The sequence below is a fragment of the Arthrobacter sp. BI5 genome (assembly GCF_056680065.1).
In genome coordinates this window covers 3,706,186-3,727,226 of record NZ_CM155264.1, presented here as the reverse complement: position 1 = coordinate 3,727,226, position 21,041 = coordinate 3,706,186, and the positions used below count along the sequence as shown (strand labels likewise).

Sequence of the window (21,041 nt, the reverse complement as noted above, 5' to 3'; positions counted from 1 at the left end):
AACAAGGTCAGGATAGGGCAAGTACCACGTGTGTTCAATGGGTGCGTACTGACCCCGTTCGGTCGGGTATTTTGCGGGTAGGTACCGGGCCCGGCCGAGTAGGTACACGGGTACGGGGGTCAGGCCGAGCGGTTCAGGGCGCGGCCGACGATGGTCTGGGTGAGGGCTTCAATCACCTCGGTGTTGGCGAGCGGATTGCGGATCAGGGTGAAGTCGACGTCGCCCACGGCGGGCAGGTCGAAGCGCCGGGTAATGACTTTCAGGTCCTCCGGGACCAGCGAGGACGGCATCACGGCGACGCCGATTCCGGCCCGGACGGCGGCCAGCACGCCGCTGATCTGACGGGTGGTGCAGGTGATGCGCCAGGTCCGGCCGCTGGCTTCGAGGGCGTCGATGGCCAGTTTCCGGCTCAGGCTGGGCGCGGGGTAGGCGATCAGCGGCACCGGGTCCCCCGGGTCCAGCACAGTCTGCTCGAGGCCCACCCAGGAAAAGGAATCCTGCTGCACCACGGTGCCGTCCTTGGCCCCGGCCACCCACTTGACGAAAACGAGGTCCAGCTGGCCGGCGTTGAGCCGCTTGTAGAGCTGGTCGCTTTGGCCCACCGTGAGCTCCAGGTTGATCTGCGGGTAGATCTGCCGGAACTCGCGCAGGATCCGGGGGAGTCCCGTGATGGCAAGGTCGTCCGCTGTGCCAAAGCGCAGCCGGCCGCGCATGGCGGAGCCAGAAAAATAGCGGGCGGCGGAATCGTGGGCGGCGAGGATACTGCGCGCGAAGCCGGCCATGGCGTCGCCGTTGTCCGTCAGACGCACATCGCGGGTGTCACGGGTGACCAGGGTGCGCCTGGCCGCGGCTTCAAGCTTCCTGACGTGCTGGCTGACCGTCGGCTGCGCCAGCCCGAGGCGTTCCGCGGCCCGCGTGAAGCTGAGCGTCTCGGCCACCGCCAGGAAAGAGCGGAGCTGGGCAGGTTCAAACATGCCCGCCCCCGGTCAGCGGATCCCGCACTCGATTCACTCCGGCTCCAATACATTGCAGTTCGTGATGCTAGTTATGCGCAGAATAACCTTCCATTATCGATTGGCGCCAGCTTAGCGTTAAGGCAGCCCCCGTAAACTCCCTTCCCTGAGGACTTGCCGTGCCACCCCCTCCGCCCCTCCAGGCCGCCGCAGCGCAGCAGGAGCCTCTCCGGCAGTCCTGCCGGCAACCCGTCACCGAACCGATCGGCGTCGTCAGTGAGCGGCTGCCGTGGCGGCACACTTTCATTTCGCTGCGGGTCCGCAACTTCCGGATTTTCGCGGCCGGACACTTCGTAGCTGTGGTGGCGCTGTGGATGCAGCGTATTGCCCAGGACTGGCTGGTGCTCCAGCTCTCCGGCTCCGTCACCGCCGTGGGCGTCACGGTGGCGCTGCAGTTCCTGCCCTCGCTGCTTCTCGGCCCGTGGGGCGGCATGATGGCGGACCGCTTCGCCAAACGGAAAATCCTGATGCTGTGCCAAGGCGTGGCCGCGGTCCTGGCCGCAAGCCTTGCTGCCCTGGCCCTCTCGCAGCGGATCGAGGTCTGGCACGTGTACGCGCTTGCCCTGACGCTGGGCCTGGTCACGGTGCTGGACCAGCCGGCCCGGCAGGTCTTTGTGAATGAACTCGTGGGACCGGCCTACCTGCGCAATGCCATCAGCGTGAATTCCACGATCTTCCAGCTCGGCGGCCTGATCGGCCCAGCCGTTGCGGGCATCCTGCTCAGCGCGGTGGGGGCGGGCTGGGCATTCGCCGCCAACGCGCTGGCCTGCTGTTCCACGCTGGCGATGCTCCTGATCCTGCGCAAGGACGAACTGCACCTCACGGCGCCAGCCGCCAAACGCAAGGGCATGCTCAGGGAGGGGCTGCGGTACGCGCTGGCCAAACCCACAATCTACTGGCCGTGGCTGACGGCCGGCTTCGTCGCGGTGTTCGCGATGAGCCTGCCGGTGCTGCTGGCGGCCTTCGCCGACCACGTCTACGACGCAGGAGCGGGCGGCTACGGACTATTCAACTCCCTGGTGGCGCTCGGCGCGCTCGCCGGGGCCATTACCTCCGCGCGGCGGCGGCAGCTCAGGCTGCGCTCGGTGGTGCTCGGCGCCGGAATGTACGGGCTGATGCTCTGCCTGGCGGCCGGGGCGCCCTCGATGGCCCTGTTCGGGGCGGCCATGGTGCTGGCCGGTTTCTGGTGTCTGATGTTCCTTACCGCCGCCAACCAGCTGGTCCAGGTAAGCGCCAACATGGGGATCCGCGGCCGGGTCATGAGCCTGTACATCATGGTGCTCATCGGCGGGCAGGCGATCGGCGGGCCGCTGATGGGGGCGCTGGCAGAGCACCTGGATCCCCGCACGGCGATCCTCGTCTCCGGCGGGGTGCCGGCGCTCGCAGCGGCGGTGGTCGCCGTCGTACTGGCCAGGCGTGGCGAGCTGACGCTCAGGGTGGACCTGACGGACCGGCGGCGGCTGTTGCGGATCGTCCGGGCCTAGCTTTCCGCGGCGGATACAGCTTTCCGCGCCGATAACGGACAGCCGCTACGCGGGTCGGCGTAGCGGCTGTCCGGAACCGCGGCGGAAACCCGGACGCGGCGCGAGGATGCTAGCCGGCCAGCGGGAGGTGCGGGTAGCCCGGCTGCCGCTGCTGGAACTCCAGGACATCCGGATTGAGCACCACGCCGTCGCGGATTTCGATGGCACGGCGGATGGTGTCGTTGCTGTCCCAGGCCGCAGGGCCGGAAATCACCGTCTCCAGGAACGGCAGCAATGCCTCGCTGATCTCCGAGCTGGCGGAGTTCCACAGGTACGACGGGCTGTGGTCCACCGCGTAGTAGTCGATGTGGTCGCCCACCGTGAACATCGGCTCGGCGAAGGTGGTGGTCTTCGCCCAGCTGAATCCCATGCCCTCGTCGCAGGACACGTCCACGATCAGGCTGCCGGGCCGGAAGGCGCCCAGGTCCTCGGTGCGCAGGTACGTCAGCGGCGCGTTCGGGTCCTGCAGGGTGCAGTTGACCACGATGTCGCTCTCGGCGAGGAAGGGCGCCAGCGGCACCCGGCCTCGTTCGGTGATGACTTCGCTCAGGAACGGCGCCTCGTTGTCGTGGTCGAACTGCGCGATCCGCACCGAGTGGATGGGGGAGCCCACGGCCGCGACCCCGCGGTTGGTCAGCACCTGCACATCGTGGATGCCGTGGGCGTTCAAGGCGGTCACGGCGCCGCGGGCGGTGGCGCCGAAGCCGATGACGACGGCGCTCAGCCGGCGGCCGTAATCGCCGGTGGTTCCGGTCAGGGCCAGGGCGTGCAGCACCGAGCAGTAACCGGCCAGCTCATTGTTCTTGTGGAAAACGTGCAGGCCGAAACCGCCGTCGCTGGCCCAGTGGTTCATCGCCTCGAATGCGATGAGCGTGAGTTTCTTGTCGATCGCCAGCTGCGTGATGGCCGCGTCCTGGACGCAGTGCGGCCAGCCCCAGAGGACCTGCCCGTCGCGCAGTTCGGCGAGGTCCGCCGGCTGCGGCTTGGGCAAGAGTACGACGTCGGCCTCGGCCAGGAGCTGCGCCCGCGGCGCGATCCGGCCGACCAAGCCGGCCAGCTGGGCGTCCGGGACGCCGAAGCGCTCCCCGTAGCCCGCTTCCAGGATCAGTTGCTTCCTGAGCTCCGGGGCGATGCGTTCGAAGTGGCGGGGATGGATGGGAAGGCGGCGTTCGTCCGGTTTGCGTGTGGCTGCGAGGACGCCGAGGGTGAGATGGTTCGAGGAACCGGTCACTTCTTTTTGGGGCTCGCCGTCTTGGCGGCGGTCACTTTGTCCAGGGAGCTGGGCGGCGCGGCGGCGGCCCTTTTATCAGCGCGCTTTTCCTTGATGGACTTGGCGGATTTTTTGGATGCTGCTTGACGGGGGGATTTGTCAGCCATGATTGCTCCTGTAGCGGAACCGGGAAGGTTCCTGACTCCTGACGATACAGGTAGCCACCTAACCGGCTCCGGGGCGGCAGGGCTGCGGGGCCGGGGCGTGCGAAGAATTGGAGCGGCTGACGGGAATCGAACCCGCGTATCAAGCTTGGGAAGCTAGCGCTCTACCATTGAGCTACAGCCGCAGAGGGACCGGCCAGAGCCCTGGACCCCGTCCCGCGGAACAACGAGATTCACCTTACCCCAGCCGGGCGGCTTCGCAGAACAGCGACACCGGCTGGCGGCGACGTTGCGGGTCTGCCCGCCGGCGCCGTTCCCTTCGCAGGTACCCCGGGGATACGCCAGATCCAGTGGCGTGCAGCGCGGCGTGCCGGCGGGGGGGCGGGCCAGGGCGGGCGGGCCCTGAGCTGGCCCGGAAACAGCCCCAACACGGCGCGGAATGGACGGCTGAACAGGTAGTCCCGTCTCGGAACCCCGTAGTACCTGCCCGGCGCGGCGAGTGTACCGCTAGCCATAAAAGGGTAGCCCGCACTCGTGTGCGGCCAAAAGTCATCTAATTTACTTGGGGAGACCGCAGCCAACCTATTCGCTAGAAGGTCTCACAATGTTTCGTCGGACGTTGATTGGTGTTCATGTTTCCAGGCTAAGGAGTCGAACTCGTCGCCCGGGTTCCCTCTCCAAGCCCGCCGGCAGCGTCGCTTCCAACCCCGCGGATCTTGGCACATCCAGGGACGGCAGTCATGAGTGAACTCAAACACCGCCGTCCATTCCATGCGGTGACGCCACTGACACCTCCAATAACGACCCATGAACGCCCACATGCTTCCGCAAGGCCGCGGCATTCGGTGTGGGATGACGAGTCCCGAACTGACATCGCAGCTTCAAGGAAGGCGGTCACCCGACGGTGGCGGAACTTCGCCAACCGCCTTCGAATGACCGATGCGGGAGTGATCGCAGTGTCCGTGGTGTTGGCATATGTAGCCAGATTTGGCATGGACGCAGCGACTCCGGCGGGGGTGGAATTTGAGGCTCGATATCTGGCTGTCTCCATCCTGTTAATTGCGGCATGGATCGCTGTGCTGGAAATCTACCCCACTCGTGACTGCCGGACGTTTGGTGTCGGCGCTGCCGAGTACAAGCGCGTAGTTCAGGCAACCCTGAAATTATTCGGCGCACTCGCCATCGCGATGGTCTTTGTTCGCTTCGATGTGGTGCGAGGCTACTTTGCTGTCGCGTTGCCGCTAGGGCTGCTCCTGCTGACCGGGAATCGCTGGCTGTGGCGCCGGTGGTTGAACCGCAGGCGAGCCGCGGGCAAGTATCTGTCCAAGGTGATTGTGATCGGAGATGCGGCTGACGTCGAATACGTGGTCAACCAGATCGAACGGAACCCGACTGCCGGCTACCAGGTTTCCGGAGTGGGCCTGCCGACACTGGACAAGTCAACGGAGTTGCGTCCTCCGTGGTACCGGGTCCCGGTGGTGTCGACGCTGGCGGATGTGTCCCGAATGGTGGAAGTTGCTGGTGCAGATGCGGTCATCGTCGCGGGCCGGGTGCCCGGGGGCATCACGTACATTCGGGAACTGGGGTGGAAACTCGAGGCCTCCGGAACGGAGCTTGTCCTCGCCTCAAGCCTGACCAACGTCGCCGGGCCCCGAATCCACTGGCGCCCGGTCGATGGATTACCACTCGTACACGTGGAACTTCCGCAGTACGCGGGCGCCAAGCACGTGCTCAAGAGAGCCATGGATATCGCCGTCGCATCCCTGGCGTTGCTGGTGCTTGCGCCGCTCATGCTGGTTCTTGCCATCATCGTCAAGCGGGACAGCTCCGGCCCTGTCTTTTTCGGACAGCTGAGGGCAGGTAGAAATGGCGTGCCCTTCTACATGCTGAAGTTCCGTTCGATGGTCCAGACTGCCGAAGCGGACCTCGACGCCTTGCGCGACCTCAATGAAGGTTCAGGACCATTGTTCAAGATCCGGGACGATCCGCGGGTCACCAGCTGCGGGCGGTGGATGCGGAAGTACTCTCTGGACGAGCTTCCACAGTTCTGGAACGTTCTGACGGGTGATATGAGCCTGGTCGGCCCCCGGCCGCCGCTGCCCGCGGAAGTTGAACGCTACGAGAAGTTCACCAACCGGCGCCTGCTGATCAAGCCCGGCATCACGGGCTTGTGGCAGATCAACGGCCGTTCCACCCTCCCGTGGGAGGAAAGCATCCGGCTGGACTTGTACTACGTAGAAAACTGGTCGCTTACCGGTGACCTGATCATCCTGTGGAGAACCTTCCGAGCCATGCGCAGCCCAGTCGGCGCTTACTGATGGAGCAACCATGACAACGCGAATTGGCTACGCAGCCGGTGCTTTCGATCTGTTTCACATTGGCCACCTGAATTTGCTGCGGCACGCGAAGGCGCACTGCGACTTCCTCGTCGCCGGCGTCGTATCGGACGAGCTGTTGGTCCGGGCGAAGGGCCGGTCACCCGTGATTCCGCTGGCCGAGCGCCTGGAGATCGTCCGGAATATCCGCTACGTGGATGAAGCGATAGCAGAGACCCTGCCCCGCAAGATCGACACCTGGCGCAGCCATCCGTTCGATGTCTTCTTCAAAGGCGACGACTGGCGAGGAACGCCGAAAGGCCTTGCGCTGGAGCGGGAATTCGCGTCGGTCGGGGTGGAAGTTGCCTATTTCCCGTACACGATGCACACGTCCAGCACCGCACTCCGAAGGGCCCTGGAACTCATGAACTCCGGGGCCCAGGAGAGAGGGACTTTGCAGAGCCTGCCCTGAAAGCCAGGCCGGCAGCTGCCGGCACGCTTGCCAAGGAAACGCCCGGTCTCGATCAACGCCCGGTCTCGATTACAGCTCGGTCTCTATCAACAAGAAAAACCTTGTGGGGGTAGCAGTGAAGCATTCAATTAGCCCGTCTGACGGTTTACGTATTGCCTTGGTGGGTACGCGTGGCGTGCCTGCACACTATGGAGGATTCGAAACCTGCGTCGAGGAAGTAGGGCGCCGTCTCGCGGAGCGCGGGCATCGGGTAGCCGTTTACTGCCGGTCCGGCAATAGCCCGGACAAGAGGATCAAAGAATTTGCGGGAATGCGACTGGTGCATCTGCCCGCCCTTCGCCGACGCTCCCTTGAGACTTTGAGCCACACCGGACTTTCAGCAGCTCACCTCCTGACGCACAGAGCGGATGCCACGATAATCTTCAACGCTGCCAATGCGCCCTGGCTTCCGCTGCTCCGGCTGGCCCGGCTTCCGGTCGCCACCCACATGGACGGCCTCGAATGGAAGCGCGCCAAGTGGGGCCCCGTCGGCCAACGCTATTACCGCTGGGCCGAGGGTTTCGCTGTTCGGTTCTCCAATGCACTGGTCGCGGATGCGGCCGGCATTCGCGACTACTACCGGGCCACCTTCGACGCGGATACCGAGCTGATCTCGTATGGTGCGCCGTTGCTTGCCCCCCGGGAACCCAAACAGCTGGCGTCCCTTGATCTGGCTTCCGGCAAATACCATCTGGTTGTTGCACGGCTTGAGCCGGAGAACCACGTCCATACCATCGTGGAGGGCTATGTACGCAGCGGCGCCAAACTCCCCTTGATCGTCGTCGGCTCCACCCCGTATGGCCGCGAATACAACGAAAGGCTCACGGCGTCAGCGGACGGAAGAGTGAGATTCCTCGGCGGAGTCTGGAACCAGGACCTGCTGGACGAGCTCTACGCCAACGCGCTGGTCTACTGGCACGGGCATTCCGTGGGCGGGACCAACCCTTCGCTTCTCCGGGCCATCGGTGCCGGCGCTGCAACAAATGCGTTCGATGTGAACTTCAACCGTGAGGTCCTCGGCTCGGCCGGGAAGTACTTCCGGGACCCGGGCGACGTGGCCCGCTTAGTGGAGGAATCGGAAGCGCACCCTGCCGATATCCGGTCCAGGGGAAGTCAGGCCAGGGAAGTCGCCACGCGGTACGACTGGGACGATGTGGCCGATCGCTACGAGGCCCTCTGCATCGCCCTGGCATCCCGGACACAGACGAGGGTGCAGGGCCGAGGTAGTGGCGCAACGGCCACCGTGGCCAGCCACACTCCGGACGAAAGGCAGGTGGCGTCGTGACCCGCCTGGTCCTGGGAGCTCCCGGGAGTTCGAACCCGATCCGAAGCGGCCGCAGCGCCGCCCTGCCCGTTTCCAGTAGTGCGCTTATGGAGGTCCCAATGCAGCAAGACCCGGCGGTACACCCAATCTTCGCTATTGGGGGTTCAAGAGGCGGCCCGCTGACGCGGAAAATCCTCGCGGTCGTCGTAGGAGCTACCGCAAGCATCGCCCTCTTGTCGGGCTGCAACGCGCCCTCCGGGTCGAACACTGGGCAGGCCGGCACTGTGGCGCACTCAGACGCCGGAGCGAGTGACCCGAAGCCCACGGCGGAAGGGCCGACAGTGCCGCCAGGCGGCCCGGGGTTCGTAGACAATTCCAAGGTCGCCCCCGTGGTCAGGCGGGACAACGAAAAGCCTGCTGCCGCAAAGGCCCGCGCCGTCCCCGGGGACTTCGACTCGACGCCTGCCAGATACAGCGACGGAGTGCTTGTCTCGGTGGGAGGCTTGCGCAGCGGCGTCGTGACGGCCACTGACCCTGGTTCAATAACCGGGGCTTCCTACGTATACATGGACATCAAGATCCAAAACGGCTCCAGCCAAAGCCTCACCGTGTCCAACGTCGTGGTGACAATGCGGTACGGGAGCGGCAAAACCGCGGCTGCGCCGCTATACGAGGGCAAGGAAGAGCTCGACTTCGCCGGCACCGTGAAGGCCGGTGAGAGCCAGACGCGGGGTTACGCCTTCATGGTCCCCAAGGGCACCGACGCCGGCACCGTCTTCATCGACATCGACGGCGCCCACACGCCGGCTTCCCTCAGCGGAAACCTGCCACGGTAGTGGCCAGTCACAAGTTCCAGCAAAAAGCCTCGGCTGCCACCGGCGGCCGGGGGATGGTGGGCGGTGTCGCGGCCCAAGGATCCCAGGCGCTCGCAAGCTTTGGACTGCAGCTTCTGGCCGTGCGGACTCTCGGGCTCGACGGACTGGGGCAATTTGCCATCTTGTACGGCGTCATTCTTTTGGTCACCGCGGTCGTGAGCGGTTTCGTGGGTGACACCCTGACCGTACTGGACCGTCACGACTCGTCGATAAGGTTCACCCTTCAGCTCTGGTGCCTCGGTCTGAGCCTGGGGACCGGCCTGTGCGGCGCCGTGGTCGCACTGGTTTCGGGTTTGCTGGCGCCGTCCGGAGCCTGGATCTTCGGGGGCGCGATCATCGTCTTCGTCCTCGAGGACACAGTGAGACGGCTGCTCATGGCACACCTCACGTTCTGGAAAATCGTGGTGGTCGACGTGTCCGGGCTCGTTGGGGCCCTCGCCGCCCTGGGTATGGCCGCAACTGCCGGTCCGCTAGCCCTGAGCTCCTTCTTCGCGGCCCTAATCTGGGGGCAATTGGCGGCGTTCGGGATCGGAATCGCGCTCCTGCCGAAAAGCGACCGCTACCTCGTTGTCAGGGCCCAGAAGTTCTCCCCGGAGGTGGCACGGTACGGGACCTGGCGTTCCCTTCAACAGGCCGTCCGCCCCACGCTGCTTACTGCCGTTCGGGTGACGGTGACATTTATGGCCGGACTGGCCGCGACCGGACAGCTAGAAGTCGCGCGGATCTATGTCGCTCCGATCATGTTGATGGTCAGCGGTGCATCCTCGTACCTTTTTGCAGTCTTTGCCCGGGAGCATGCCGTTCCGATGAAGGACCTGCTGCGGCGGGCAGACCGCGGTGTGGCCGTGTTGACCGTGGTCGCGCTGGGAGCCGGCATCATCGCAATGGCTTCGCTGTCGAGCATCGGCCGATTGGTGGCCGGGCAGGAACCCGATGCGGCGGCGGTCGTCGGGTGGATCGCCTACGCCACGTCCGTGGCGGCGGTAACACCGTATGGTGCCCTTGCCGCCGTCCGGGGAAAACAGGCAAGCGTCTTCGGCTTGCGAGTGGTGGACTCCGTTTTATCCCTCTTGCTCGCCGGAGCATTCGTCGCCTTCACAGCTGGATACACCTTGGTTCCGGCGCTGATGGCGGTGGGCTCCTTGCTGGGAGGGCCCCTCATACGCAGGTTACTCATCCGGCCCCTGTTAACTTCCGAAAGTCAATCACGACCAGCAGTTCAATATCCGCGGTCTCGAAAGGTGGCACACCGTGCATAGCAGTAAGCATCCATCGCAGGCACACTCGTTCCGGGGGTCATCGGCCAGGAAGGCAGGCGATATCAGATTCCGGCGTTCCGTCCGGGGCCTCGCGGGGGCAACCGCAGCCGTCGTCATTGCTGCCTTCTTCAGCGCCGGTGCCGCGGCGGCAGCGGACAACCCCCCGCCGCCACCCCAACTCCCACCAACAGTAAGCGGCGATGTGCTGCCCACCCCACAGATCAACGGCGTTGTCTGGAAGACAGCGGTCATCGGCAACACGGCCTACGCGGTGGGCAGTTTCACCAAGGCGCGTCCGTCGGGCGCCGCGGCGGGTACCAACGAAGTCACCCGGAACAATGCGATGGCGTTCAACATTCTGACGGGGGCAATCCTGCCCTGGAACCCAAACCTGAACGCCCAGGCACGGACCATCAAAGTCTCGCCGGACGAAAAGAAGATCTACCTAGGCGGCGACTTCACCACCGTCTCTGGCAGCACGCGCGGAAAAGTTGCAGCGTTTGACGCCGCCACCGGCGCGCTCGACCCCAACTTCAAGCCGACCGTCAATGGGTCAGTCTGGAACGTCGCGGCGAGCAACAGCGCGGTTTACGTGGTCGGATCATTCGGTGTTGCCGGCGGCGCGACGCGCCGGAACATGGCCTCCTTCACCACCTCCGCAGGTGCACTGCTGCCGTGGAATCCCGCTTCCGACGACATCGTAGAGGCAGTCGTCGCCGCACCTGATGGCGGCAGGGTGGTCGTCGGCGGCCGGTTCCAGCAGCTCAACGGTTCGCCCATTGTCGGCATCGGGGCCGTCGATGGCGCCACCGGCAGTCTGCTTCCGTGGACCAGCCGGCCCATTCCAACGCGGCAAGACACCAACCGCTCCGGAGTCACCGAGCTGTCCCTCGTCGGCAGCGTGGTTTACGCCAGCGCCGACGGCGAGGGCGGACACTGGTTCGACGGCCGGTTCGCCGCAGACTTCGCTACCGGCGATCTAATCTGGCTGAACAATTGCTACGGTGCGACCTACGGCGTCTCGGTGATGGACCAGGTTATGTATTCCGTTGGCCACGCGCATGACTGCACCTCTGTGGGCACATTCGCCGATCATGACCCGCAAATTTGGAAGCGGGCTACTGCTGATACGACGTTTGCGACGGGAACCGATCAGGGCCCTCCGGGTTCCAATATGAATTATGCATACCAGCCGGTTCCCACCCAGCTGCCGTGGTACCCCGAAGTTAATGCGGGGAGCTACACGGGCATGTACCAAGGAGGCTGGGCGTTGGCCAACAACGGCACCTACCTCGTTATGGGTGGTGAGTTCACCCGCGTGAACGGGAAGAACCAGCAGGGCCTGGCCACCTTTGCTAAGAGGTCTGTCGCCCCAAATAAGGTGATGCCGACCTACAGCCCAATGAAGCCGAGCGTCTTGTCTCTGAATTCCGGGACGGCGCGCGTCGCTTGGACTGGCACTTCGGACATCGACGACGGCACGCTCACCTATGAAATCCTGCGCGACAACGGCACCGTTCCCGTCTTCAGCGTTGACGCAAAGTCGCCTTGGTGGGCACTTCCTCAGCTGGGCTTTACGGATACCGGACTGGCCCCGGGCTCCAGCCATACCTACCGCGTACGGGTAAAGGACCCTGAAGGTAACAACTACACGGGGAGCAGGTCGGACGCGGTCGTGGTCTCCTCCGCCGCTCCCAGCGCCTACGCCCAGAAGATCATTGCTGACGGGGCCACGAACTACTGGCCGCTCAATGAACCCACTGGGTCGGTCGTTTTCGACAACGCCTCCTTCGCGGACGCCGACGCCGGCTCCGGCGTCACCCGTGGTGCCGGCGGCGCCATCCCCAATGATGCGGCGTCGAACTTTGACGGCTCCGGCAGCGGATTTGCTGCCACACGCGGCGCCATTCCCGGGCCCGACACGTTCACGGCAGAGGCCTGGTTCAAGACCACCACTACCAGCGGTGGCAAGATTCTCGGCTTTGGCGCCTCGGCAACAGGCAATTCGGGCAGCTACGACCGCCACATCTTCATGGACAACGCAGGGCACATCTGGTTCGGTGTTTACCCGGGCGGGGTCCAGACGCTGAGCACCAGCAACACCTACAACGATGGGCAATGGCACCAGGTCACCGCGAGCCTCGGCGCTGATGGCATGCGTCTTTACATAGACGGCGTTCCTGCGGGGCAACGTAGCGACGTGACCTTCGGCCAGGCCTACAACGGCTACTGGCGCATCGGCGGAGACAACATGGGAGGCTGGCCCAACCAGCCCGCCAGTTCCTATTTCGCCGGAGCCATCGACGATGTGGCCATCTACCCGACCGTGCTGACCCGGCAGGCAGTGCTCTCGCACTACACAGCAAGTGGCCGGGAATCCAGCCTTCCCCCGGCCCCGACGGATGCCTACGGTGCCGCGGTAAATTCAGACCAGCCGGACCTATACTGGCGCTTGGACGAAACCGCAGGAAACGTAGCTGCGGACTCAAGCCAGTCCAGCAATAATGGTGCGTACCAGGGCGGCGTAGCCCAGGGCGAAGCCGGCGTGGTCCCGAACTACAGCGGTACTGCGGCCAGCTTTAATGGACGGAACGGAATTGTCGCCGGCCAGAACTCGCTCACCAATCCGACGAGCTACTCCCTTGAATCGTGGTTTAAGACGACCACCACCGAGGGTGGCAAGATTATCGGCTTCGGCAACAGCAACACCGGCCTATCTGACAATTACGACCGCCACGTCTACATGCAGGACGACGGGACCCTCGCTTTCGGCGTCTGGACAGGCCAGCCGAGCCTGGTCATCACTCCGGTCCCCTACAACGACGGCAAATGGCATCACTTGGTGGCCGAGCAGTCGACGGACGGCATGAAGCTCTACGTCGACGGGGCCCTGGTGGGAACCAACCCACAGACGCAGGCTCAGCCCTATACCGGATACTGGCGCATCGGCGGAGACACGACCTGGGGATCCTCCAGCCCCTACTTCGACGGCACCCTTGACGAAGTTGCGGTCTACTCGAAGGCCCTGAGCGCCGACCGGGTGGCAGCCCACTACAACCTGGCCGCCCCCGCGAACGTTCTGCCTGCCGCAGGCTTCACGTCGACGGCGAACAACTTGGATATCGCCGTGGATGGCAGCCAATCAAGCGATCCAGACGGGCAGATCGTCGACTGCGCCTGGGACTTCGGGGACGGCCAAGTCGGCTCCGGGTCCACGGCCACCCACAGCTACGCGGCGGCGTCAACGTACGTCGTGAAGCTGACAGTGACCGATAACCGCGGGGGGAAGTCGACGGTTTCGCATGATGTGACCGTCACCGAAGCCCCCAACCAGCTGCCAGCGGCTGACTTCACCGCCACTATTTCGAACCTTAAGGTCTCAGTGGACGCAGCGGCGTCCCAGGACCCAGACGGAACGCTGGTGGACTACGCGTGGGACTTCGGCGATGGACACACTGCAACGGGAGTGAACTCCGAATACACCTATTTGGCGGAGGGCAACTACAAAATCACCCTCACGGTGACAGACAATCGTGGCGGAACCAGCACTACCAGCCGGGATGTCACGGCAGTCCGGCCGCCAAACGCATTGCCCACCGCAGCCTTCACACCCACCACGTTGGGCCTGGACGGATCCTTCGATGCAGCTGCTTCGAGCGATTCCGACGGGCAGATCGTGGACTACAGATGGAAATTCGGTGACGGATCAACTGGAACCGGAGTTACGGCACACCACTCATACACGGCGGCCGGGACTTACAGCGTCGAACTGACGGTGACCGATGACCGCGGAGGTCAGGCCCGGATTGCTCGCGACGTCACCGTCGCGTCGGTGCCCAACAAGGCACCGACGGCCGCATATTCGTTCACCGCCACCGACCTCCGTGTCGCATTCGACGGATCGGCGTCGTCGGATCCGGACGGAACGGTCGCCTCTTACGCTTGGGACTTCGGCGATGGATCTACCGCGTCAGTGGCGGCTCCGGTGCACACGTACGGCGCGGCCGGAACATACAACGCCACCCTGACGGTGACCGATGACAAGGGGGCCAGTGACGCGATTACACACGCGGTCACTGTGAGCGCCGCGCCGCCGCCCAACGCGCCACCGGTCGCCTCGTTTACAAGCGATATGGCCGGTCTGAGCGGCCAGTTCGACGGCCGGGCATCAGCGGATCCGGACGGCACGATTTCCAGCTTTGCCTGGGATTTCGGTGACGGAGCGACCGCGGAAGGATCGACGGCGAATCACAACTATGTCGGTGCGGGTGAGTACTCGGTCACTCTGACCGTCACCGACAACCAGGGAGCGTCAACTTTCATCGTCCACGCCGTTACAGCCACGGCACCCGCCAACGCTGTACCGGTGGCTGCCTTCACTTCCCAGGTGCAGGATCTGAAAGTCAGCTTCGACGGGTCGGCCTCCACTGATTCCGATGGAACGATCAGCAGCTACGAGTGGGCGTACGGCGACGGCTCAACGGGAACGGGCGCCACGGCGACCCACACCTACGCGACCGCCGGCGACTACGACGCCGTGCTGACGGTGACAGACAATTCGGGTGCCACCGACTCGGTCACTCACCGGATCACGACTGCCGCAGCTGCGAACAACCCGCCGGTCGCCGCCTTCACGAGTTCTGCGGTCGGCCTGCAGGTCTCCTTCGATGGCTCATCGTCGACGGACTCCGACGGATCCGTGACCGGCTACGCCTGGGACTTCGGCGACGGGGCCACGGGCACGGGAATGACCGCATCACACCGCTACGGCAAGGCCGGAACATTCACCGTCCGCCTCACGGCCACCGATGATCAGGGGGCAAGCTCCACAAAGACTGCCCAAGTGGTGGTGACGCAGCGGAGCTTCTCGCAGGATACGTTCTCCCGGACCGTCACCGGCGGCTTCGGTTCCGCGGACCAGGGCGGAGCCTGGACCAGTACTTCCAGTGCCAGCAACTTCTCAGTCACCAACGGAAAGGGGAATATCCGCATGGCGGGTCCGGGATCGGGCCCTTCCATCTTCCAGAAGTCGGTAAGCCAGACTGACGCCGAGATTCGGGTGGCCGCCGGAGTGGACCGGGCGCCCACGGGCGGCGGAACCAATCTGTCCGTTATTGGCCGCAGCGTCGACGGGCAGGGCGACTACCGCGCCAAGGTCAACTTGCTGGCCAACGGGGGAGTCACCTTGGGCCTGTTCCGTGTGAACACCTCCGGGGTCGGCACCATGGTGGCGGCCGAGTCGGTGGTCTCAGGGCTCACCTATCAAGTCGGTGATGTCCTGAACATGCGGGTGCAGGTGACAGGAACGTTCCCGACCACGGTGAAAGCCAAGGTGTGGAAGGCCGGCACCCCAGAGCCCGCGACCTGGATGAAGACGGGCACCGACTCCACGGCCGGCCTGCAGGTAGCAGGCTCTGTCGGACTGTTTTCCTACCTCTCCGGGTCGGCAACCGTGGCACCAATCGTCGCCTCATGGGACAACTGGTGGGTCGGGGAGAGCGCGGACCAATAGCCCGGCATGCTATCCAGCCGAGGCCTCAGACGGGCACGACTGTCTGAGGCCTCGGCCGCCGGGGAGCTGATTTGTCACCGGAAGAACGGTGAATTGTTTATCCAAGGAAGGACCGAAATGTCGAATGCACTGAACATTTCCCGCCAGGGCTCCATCCAGGTTTTCAGGGTGGCTTTAGAGACGCTGCGGACGGCGCAGAAAACAACGAAAGGGGCTCCGGCGTACTCTCGATACATTAATCGTCCCCTGGGCCGGCCCCTTGCCGCGCTGGCATATGCCTGGAAGATGACGCCGAATCAAGTGACGGCCATAAGCGCAGGGCTGACGTTTTTCGGCCTGCTCATTGTGGCCGCCACCCCTCCCCGGATATTTACGTCTCTTGCCGCGGTGCTCCTGCTCATGGCGGGATACGCGCTCGACTCAGCCGATGGTCAACTTGCCCGCTTGCGCGGCGGGGGCACCTTCGCCGGCGAATGGCTGGATCATGTGGTCGATGCTTTCAAAGCCAATCTCCTGCACATAGCAGTCCTCTTGTGCTGGTGGCAGTACTACAAGCTGGATCCTGCCTGGTACCTGCTTCCCCTTGCCTACGCGGTCCTGTCGTCCGTGTTCTTTTTCGCGGTCATCCTGACGGACCAGCTGCGCCGCCAGCACCGCGGAAGCTCAGCGATGTTCCTTCAGGGGGAGGGGCGCTCATCGGTGTGGTATTCACTGGCTGTTGTCCCCACCGACTATGGCCTGATGATCGTGGTGTTCGGCCTCCTTTGGCTGCCTCAGGCCTTCATCACTGTCTATACCGCACTGCTAATCGCGAACATCATATTTCTCGGCCTGGCCCTCCCGAAGTGGTTCGGTGAAGTACGGGCATTTGCTAAAGCGTAGCCCGGTAATTTGTGCGCACATTTCCTCGTCAATTACTAGTTTGGATGTAATGCTATGTACTACAACCCCCAGTGGGACGGGAACTGCGATCGGGAAAATCTCATGGAGTTATCCGACTATTTGAAGGCTTTTCGGGAACGTTGGCTGTTGATCCTGGTCTGCACCCTGGTCGGAGGAGGGTTGGCGGGGCTCATTACACAGCGCATCCCGCCCACGTACACCGGAGAAGCGACTCTCTTTCTCAAGGTTGACTCCAAGGCAGGTTCTCTTTACGAGCGTTCCCAGTTCGGCCTTCAACGCGTGAAGTCGTACCCCGCCGTCGTGCAGAGCCCCGATGTGCTCCTGCCCGTCATGGCGGAGCTCAAGCTGGGTGGTTCGCTGGAAGACCTGCAGGCGCGTGTCACGGCCACCAACCCGACCAATACGTTCTTCCTAAAGGTGCAGGCCGAGGACAGTTCCGCCGAACAGGCGGCGGCGGTGGCCAACGCCGTCGCCAAGAACCTGGCCGTGCAGGTCGGAGTGTTGGAAACGGCCAAAGGCGAAGCTGCTTCCGCCGTCTCCCTCGTGCAGACAGTTCCCGCCTCCCCGCCGTCGAGCAGGACCTCTCCAAGCCTGCCGCTGAACGGCGCCCTGGGGGTCTTGGTAGGACTCTCGCTGGGGCTCGCGACGGCGGTTATTGGCAAGCGGTTCGGTCAACGGATCCGCACTGCCGATGACGTTCGGGCGGCCAGCGATCTTCCGGTCCTCGGTGTGTTGAACCGCAAAGCGCGCCGACGGACTGTCATTCCGTCCCGGCGGCGGTCGGCCCAGGATGAGACGCGGTCCCACCAGGATCTCGTAACCAACCTGCAGCTGGTTGCCGGTGGCAGGCTGCCGAACTTGTTGGTACTCGTCTCGGAACTTGATTGGCAGGCGCAGTACTCGTTGCGCCAGGAACTTGCATCGACCCTCGCCAGCACTGGTAGAGCCGTCTGCTTGCTGGAATCGGAGCCGCCGCCCGGCTCAGCCGACGACGTTGCGCTGCCGCCCGGCACCCGCGGCCTGGCAGATCTGCTCAGCGAAAAGTGCGAGCTGGTCGAGGCGCTTACCCCGAGTGCCGACGGCCAATTCCAGATTCTGCCGGCTGGCTCCAAGGCTGCGGCGCCAAGCGAATTCGTCACGCAAAAGCGGTTCCCCATGGTGGCCAACAGGCTCCGTGAAAGCTTTGACGTCATTCTGGCGGAGGCGGGTCCGCGTTCTGCGGCACTGAGTCTCGCGATGGTGGCTCCATGTGCAGGCGGTGTTCTCCTGGCTGTGGAGCACGGGACAACGCGCAAGCGCGATCTCGCCCACCTGCTGGCCGAAGTGAAGGCCTTTGGGTTGCGGCCCGTCGGTGTGGTCATGACGTCAGTGCCGGGTTCCCGGCGGGTGTCCGTCACCGACGGATGGCGGTCAGGCGACTTCCGCGATACCGATCTGCAGTTTGAGCTGCAAAGAGTCCACGAGTACCGGTGATGCCGCCGCTACCCGGCGCCCTCGAACCGCGGAGAAGCGCCGCGCTGTACATTGTGTGGCTGTTGACGCTGGCAAGTGTCGTTTCCTGGCGACGGGGGGTCTATTTTTCCGGCGGGCTGGATCCCGTGGTGGTCATCAAGGCCGTCGTGGGGCTTGCGGCACTGGCAGCCGCAACATGGAGCTTCCGTCGCGGCCAGGGCAGGCTGCGGGCCGGCGGCCGGACGCTGGCCTTCCTGATGGTCTATGTGTCAGTGTCGGTCCTGGGGGCGATTTCGGACGGCAACTTGCCGGCCTCGCTGGTCCTGACCGTCCGAGTGGTACTCATCGCCATTACCATTGTGCTGCTTGCCGGCACGTTTCCTGCCAGAACCCTGTTGGAGTCGCTTCTGGCAATGATGGCGCTGGTGGGGCTGTGCGCGACCGTTTCCGGGCTCGAGACCCTAGGGGTCGAGGGGAGGATCTACGGTGTGTTCCCGCCCTTGAACCCTAACGAAATTTCTCTTCTTTGCGGGTTGCCGGCCTTGGGCGTGGTGCACGAACTGAGTATTGGCGGCATGAAGAACAGGACGGGCCTTCCGCTCCTGGCTGCATTGCTCGCTGCCGTGTGGATGACCGGATCCCGGACGGGTCTTTTTGCTTTTGCCGTGGCATGCGTGTTGATCCTGATGCACGCACGATGGCTTCGCCTCGGTGCCGGGCTGGCCCTGATCGCGCTGGTCCCGACGGCGTTTTTTGTTTTGACTGAGACCACGCTGGTTTCGAGCATCCTGGAGCGGGGCGACGCGGCAGGCGCGGACTTGCTGACACTTAACGCCCGTACGATCGCATGGGACACCGTGCTCAGTACGCCGCCAGAGACGTGGCAGCGGTGGGTGGGCGCGGGGCTGTCCGTAAAACAAGTTGCCGTCGAAGGCCAGTACTGGCAGGACCAAGCGCTGGACAGCAGCTGGATATCCGCCCTGGCCCAGGCAGGTGTCATTGGCACGGCTGTACTGGCGGCCTGGTCACTCTCCGCCGTTCTCGGCAGCCTGTCGGCGAGAGGAGTCCGCTCGATCACTACCCCGATCCTGGCGTTCATCTTGATACGGAGCTTCCTCGAAAACGGCCTCGTCGATTCCAACGTGCCCTTCATCGTGTTCCTGACGGTTTCGCTCTTGGTTGAACGTGTCAGGGCCAGGGACCAAACCGCCGGGACCGGACGAATTTGGAGCGGATCAGGCCGGCCAAGCACCCAGGTGCTGGACTCCCGTGTTTCTCCCCAGGGCGGCCGCGACGGCCCCCGGTAGGGGCTGCGCGACAGTCGCGTCCCTGGCCTTCACCTCGGAGGTGGGCTGCCAGCCGCTGAGGGCTGGCCGGCCGTCCACGACGAGGTGGGAAGATTCCTGCCCGGTGGCCGACTTGAAGCCTGGGACGGTCGTGAACACGGCAGGATTCCCCGGCCCCCGCGACCAAACGACTGCCCACGCTGGGCTGCTGGCCGAGGGGCGCTGATAGACGTCACCCTTGGCCGATATCCCAAGTTGTTCAGCGCTGAACTGATGGGAATAATCCTCCACGCAAAGGAGGCAATTGCCGGTCCCGCCAGCCAGTATGTTGTTGCGGACGGCGATCTTGGTGTTGATCCACGTCATTGTCGGGTCGGGGAACGCCTGGCGTGGGTCATGGCCGGGCAACGAACGGTTACTGGCCCGACGAGTGTCCTGGACGATATTCAAGTTCCGGCCATTGCCGCTAATGGTGTTGTTCCACAGATCCACATTGCTGGTGTCGTTGAGCTTGACGCCGTTACCCAGATTCCCGGCGATGTAATTGTCGGCGACCAGGAACTTGGCCGAGATTTCCATCGTCAGGCCATGCCCCAGATTGGCGATCGAGTCATTGCGCGTGATGACACCGTTGTAGACAGATTCGTCCAGCCAGAGTCCGGGGCCGGCGTTGCGCACAAACGAACTGTCGCTGAACTTGACTGCGCGGGAGCGGGTCACTTTGAAGCCGCCTGACACGGGGGACTGGTTGAACGCTTCCGTGTTGTTGCCGTAGGCCAGGACCGAGGTGGCCTTGAAGTTGTCCGCCGTGCTGGCGCTGCCGCCAAGCATCCCGTTGCGGGCCAGGGTCAGGTTTCGGAAGGTGATGTTGGCGCCGACGGCATGGATCCCGGTGCCCGCGTTATCAATGACGGCGACGTTTTCAACAGTGACGCCGTCCTTTTCCGCCGTGACCGCGCCCATATCCGGGATCGATGGCGCGTACCGACGGAACCCAACGCCGCGGACTACGGTGCCCCCGCCTTGGAGGGTCGCGGCTTTGGAAATGTCACTGGCGCGGACGCTGTGACCAGCCGGGTTGCTTCCGAGATACAACTTTTTGGCGGCGTAGTCGACGAAGAATGTTCCCGTTTTTACCTGGTCCAATGCCTGGACCTGGGTGAGGGCTTTCCCGTCGATCCAGACCTGGTCCGGGTGGGCGGCCATCGGGTGTGCCCTGTTAACGAAGGTCCAGTTTGCGGCGCTGCCGTCGGGCGCGCCACGGGTGTACGTGGGGCTCGCATCAAATCGTGCGGTCCACCCGCTGGAAACCCAAGCATTTCCGCTCGCAACCCAGTTTCGCACCGGGACGCTTCCGTCAAACCACACGGCCTCGTGGGGATACGGCTGGATGATCAATCTTTTGTTCGCCGGGACGGTAACGGTCTCGTGGTACTGCCCTTGCCTTAGCACAATTGTCTTTCCGCTGGCGGCCAGGGCAATGGCCCGAGCGACCGTCCGCACGGGGTTTCCCAACCCGCCCGGTGCCGAGTCCGATCCGTTGGGGGAGACGAATAGGGCGCCTGCTGGCACCGGGTACGCAGTCGAACCCACAGCCGGTGAACCTGCCGCGATGCGGGTGCCTGACAGGTCCATGACGGGCGGCGGGTCTGTCGCAGTCACCGCAGCGGATGGCCGCGACCCTGCCGACGCCGCCTGCCCCGGCGCCGTCGCCAAGAACGGGGCGGTCACGATCAGGGTGAGGGCTGCCGCTC

14 protein-coding genes and 1 tRNA gene are annotated in these 21,041 nt (G+C 64.1%); 10 read left to right on the top strand and 5 right to left on the bottom strand.

The features are described from left to right. Positions 1-119: 119 nt before the first annotated feature. Positions 120-974, bottom strand: a complete 855-nt coding sequence (locus AC1MED_RS17275; protein ID WP_346959344.1) for a LysR substrate-binding domain-containing protein — start codon at positions 972-974, stop codon at positions 120-122. Positions 975-1,132: 158 nt separating this feature from the next. Here AC1MED_RS17275 and AC1MED_RS17270 point away from each other — a divergent pair, with 158 nt between their 5' ends. After that, positions 1,133-2,497, top strand: coding sequence for an MFS transporter (locus AC1MED_RS17270; RefSeq protein WP_479784647.1), 1,365 nt, complete (start codon positions 1,133-1,135; stop codon positions 2,495-2,497). 109 nt (positions 2,498-2,606) lie between these two features. Here the strand turns inward: AC1MED_RS17270 and AC1MED_RS17265 are convergent, their stop codons facing one another. The 3 genes from AC1MED_RS17265 to AC1MED_RS17255 all read right to left on the bottom strand — a co-directional run bounded on the left by AC1MED_RS17265 (position 2,607) and on the right by AC1MED_RS17255 (position 4,095). Further along, on the bottom strand, positions 2,607-3,767 hold the full coding sequence (locus AC1MED_RS17265; protein WP_479784645.1) for a N(5)-(carboxyethyl)ornithine synthase: 1,161 nt from the start codon (positions 3,765-3,767) through the stop codon (positions 2,607-2,609). Continuing rightward, on the bottom strand, positions 3,764-3,913 hold the full coding sequence (locus AC1MED_RS17260; protein WP_186372181.1) for a hypothetical protein: 150 nt from the start codon (positions 3,911-3,913) through the stop codon (positions 3,764-3,766). Before AC1MED_RS17260 ends, AC1MED_RS17265 begins: the two co-directional genes overlap by 4 nt. Before the next feature lie 108 nt (positions 3,914-4,021). After that, positions 4,022-4,095, bottom strand: a tRNA-Gly gene (locus AC1MED_RS17255). 807 nt (positions 4,096-4,902) lie between these two features. On the opposite strand from AC1MED_RS17255, the gene AC1MED_RS17250 reads away from it, so the two are divergent. From AC1MED_RS17250 to AC1MED_RS17210, 9 genes are all read left to right on the top strand, one after another. Next, a complete protein-coding gene (locus AC1MED_RS17250) occupies positions 4,903-6,228 on the top strand; it encodes a sugar transferase (protein WP_479784643.1) in 1,326 nt (441 codons plus the stop codon). A gap of 10 nt (positions 6,229-6,238) precedes the next feature. Next, positions 6,239-6,697, top strand: a complete 459-nt coding sequence (locus tag AC1MED_RS17245; protein ID WP_479784641.1) for an FAD synthase family protein — start codon at positions 6,239-6,241, stop codon at positions 6,695-6,697. 115 nt (positions 6,698-6,812) lie between these two features. Next, positions 6,813-8,021 carry a DUF1972 domain-containing protein gene (locus AC1MED_RS17240; protein ID WP_479784639.1) on the top strand — a complete coding sequence of 403 codons (1,209 nt, stop codon included), beginning with the start codon at positions 6,813-6,815 and terminating at the stop codon, positions 8,019-8,021. 545 nt (positions 8,022-8,566) lie between these two features. Further along, positions 8,567-8,836, top strand: coding sequence for a hypothetical protein (locus tag AC1MED_RS17235; protein ID WP_479784638.1), 270 nt, complete (start codon positions 8,567-8,569; stop codon positions 8,834-8,836). After that, positions 8,836-10,134, top strand: coding sequence for a polysaccharide biosynthesis protein (locus AC1MED_RS17230; RefSeq protein ID WP_479784637.1), 1,299 nt, complete (start codon positions 8,836-8,838; stop codon positions 10,132-10,134). Before AC1MED_RS17235 ends, AC1MED_RS17230 begins: the two co-directional genes overlap by 1 nt. 202 nt (positions 10,135-10,336) lie before the next feature. Beyond that, a complete protein-coding gene (locus AC1MED_RS17225; RefSeq protein ID WP_479784635.1) occupies positions 10,337-15,646 on the top strand; it encodes a PKD domain-containing protein in 5,310 nt (1,769 codons plus the stop codon). A gap of 117 nt (positions 15,647-15,763) precedes the next feature. Continuing rightward, positions 15,764-16,528, top strand: coding sequence for a CDP-alcohol phosphatidyltransferase family protein (locus tag AC1MED_RS17220; protein ID WP_479784633.1), 765 nt, complete (start codon positions 15,764-15,766; stop codon positions 16,526-16,528). Between the two features lie 54 nt (positions 16,529-16,582). Next, entirely contained in the window at positions 16,583-18,022 is a 1,440-nt protein-coding gene (locus tag AC1MED_RS17215; protein WP_479784631.1) for a Wzz/FepE/Etk N-terminal domain-containing protein, read from the top strand. A 62-nt stretch (positions 18,023-18,084) separates the two neighbouring features. Further along, entirely contained in the window at positions 18,085-19,308 is a 1,224-nt protein-coding gene (locus AC1MED_RS17210; RefSeq protein ID WP_479784629.1) for an O-antigen ligase family protein, read from the top strand. On the opposite strand, the gene AC1MED_RS17205 is transcribed toward AC1MED_RS17210, so the two are convergent. Beyond that, positions 19,237-20,493, bottom strand: coding sequence for a right-handed parallel beta-helix repeat-containing protein (locus tag AC1MED_RS17205; RefSeq protein ID WP_479784627.1), 1,257 nt, complete (start codon positions 20,491-20,493; stop codon positions 19,237-19,239). The two genes, AC1MED_RS17210 and AC1MED_RS17205, sit on opposite strands and share 72 nt — an antisense overlap. Positions 20,494-21,041: the final 548 nt, after the last annotated feature.

Bases quoted from the DNA above. Each gene is read 5' to 3' on its own strand.
- AC1MED_RS17275 (WP_346959344.1), bottom strand. From the start codon at position 974: ATGTTTGAACCTGCCCAGCTCCGCTCTTTCCTGGCGGTGGCCGAGACG.
- AC1MED_RS17260 (WP_186372181.1), bottom strand. From the start codon at position 3,913: ATGGCTGACAAATCCCCCCGTCAAGCAGCATCCAAAAAATCCGCCAAG.
- AC1MED_RS17250 (WP_479784643.1), top strand. From the start codon at position 4,903: ATGGACGCAGCGACTCCGGCGGGGGTGGAATTTGAGGCTCGATATCTG.
- AC1MED_RS17245 (WP_479784641.1), top strand. From the start codon at position 6,239: ATGACAACGCGAATTGGCTACGCAGCCGGTGCTTTCGATCTGTTTCAC.
- AC1MED_RS17235 (WP_479784638.1), top strand. From the start codon at position 8,567: ATGGACATCAAGATCCAAAACGGCTCCAGCCAAAGCCTCACCGTGTCC.
- AC1MED_RS17220 (WP_479784633.1), top strand. From the start codon at position 15,764: ATGTCGAATGCACTGAACATTTCCCGCCAGGGCTCCATCCAGGTTTTC.
- AC1MED_RS17215 (WP_479784631.1), top strand. From the start codon at position 16,583: ATGTACTACAACCCCCAGTGGGACGGGAACTGCGATCGGGAAAATCTC.
- AC1MED_RS17205 (WP_479784627.1), bottom strand. From the start codon at position 20,493: ATGGCCGCCCACCCGGACCAGGTCTGGATCGACGGGAAAGCCCTCACC.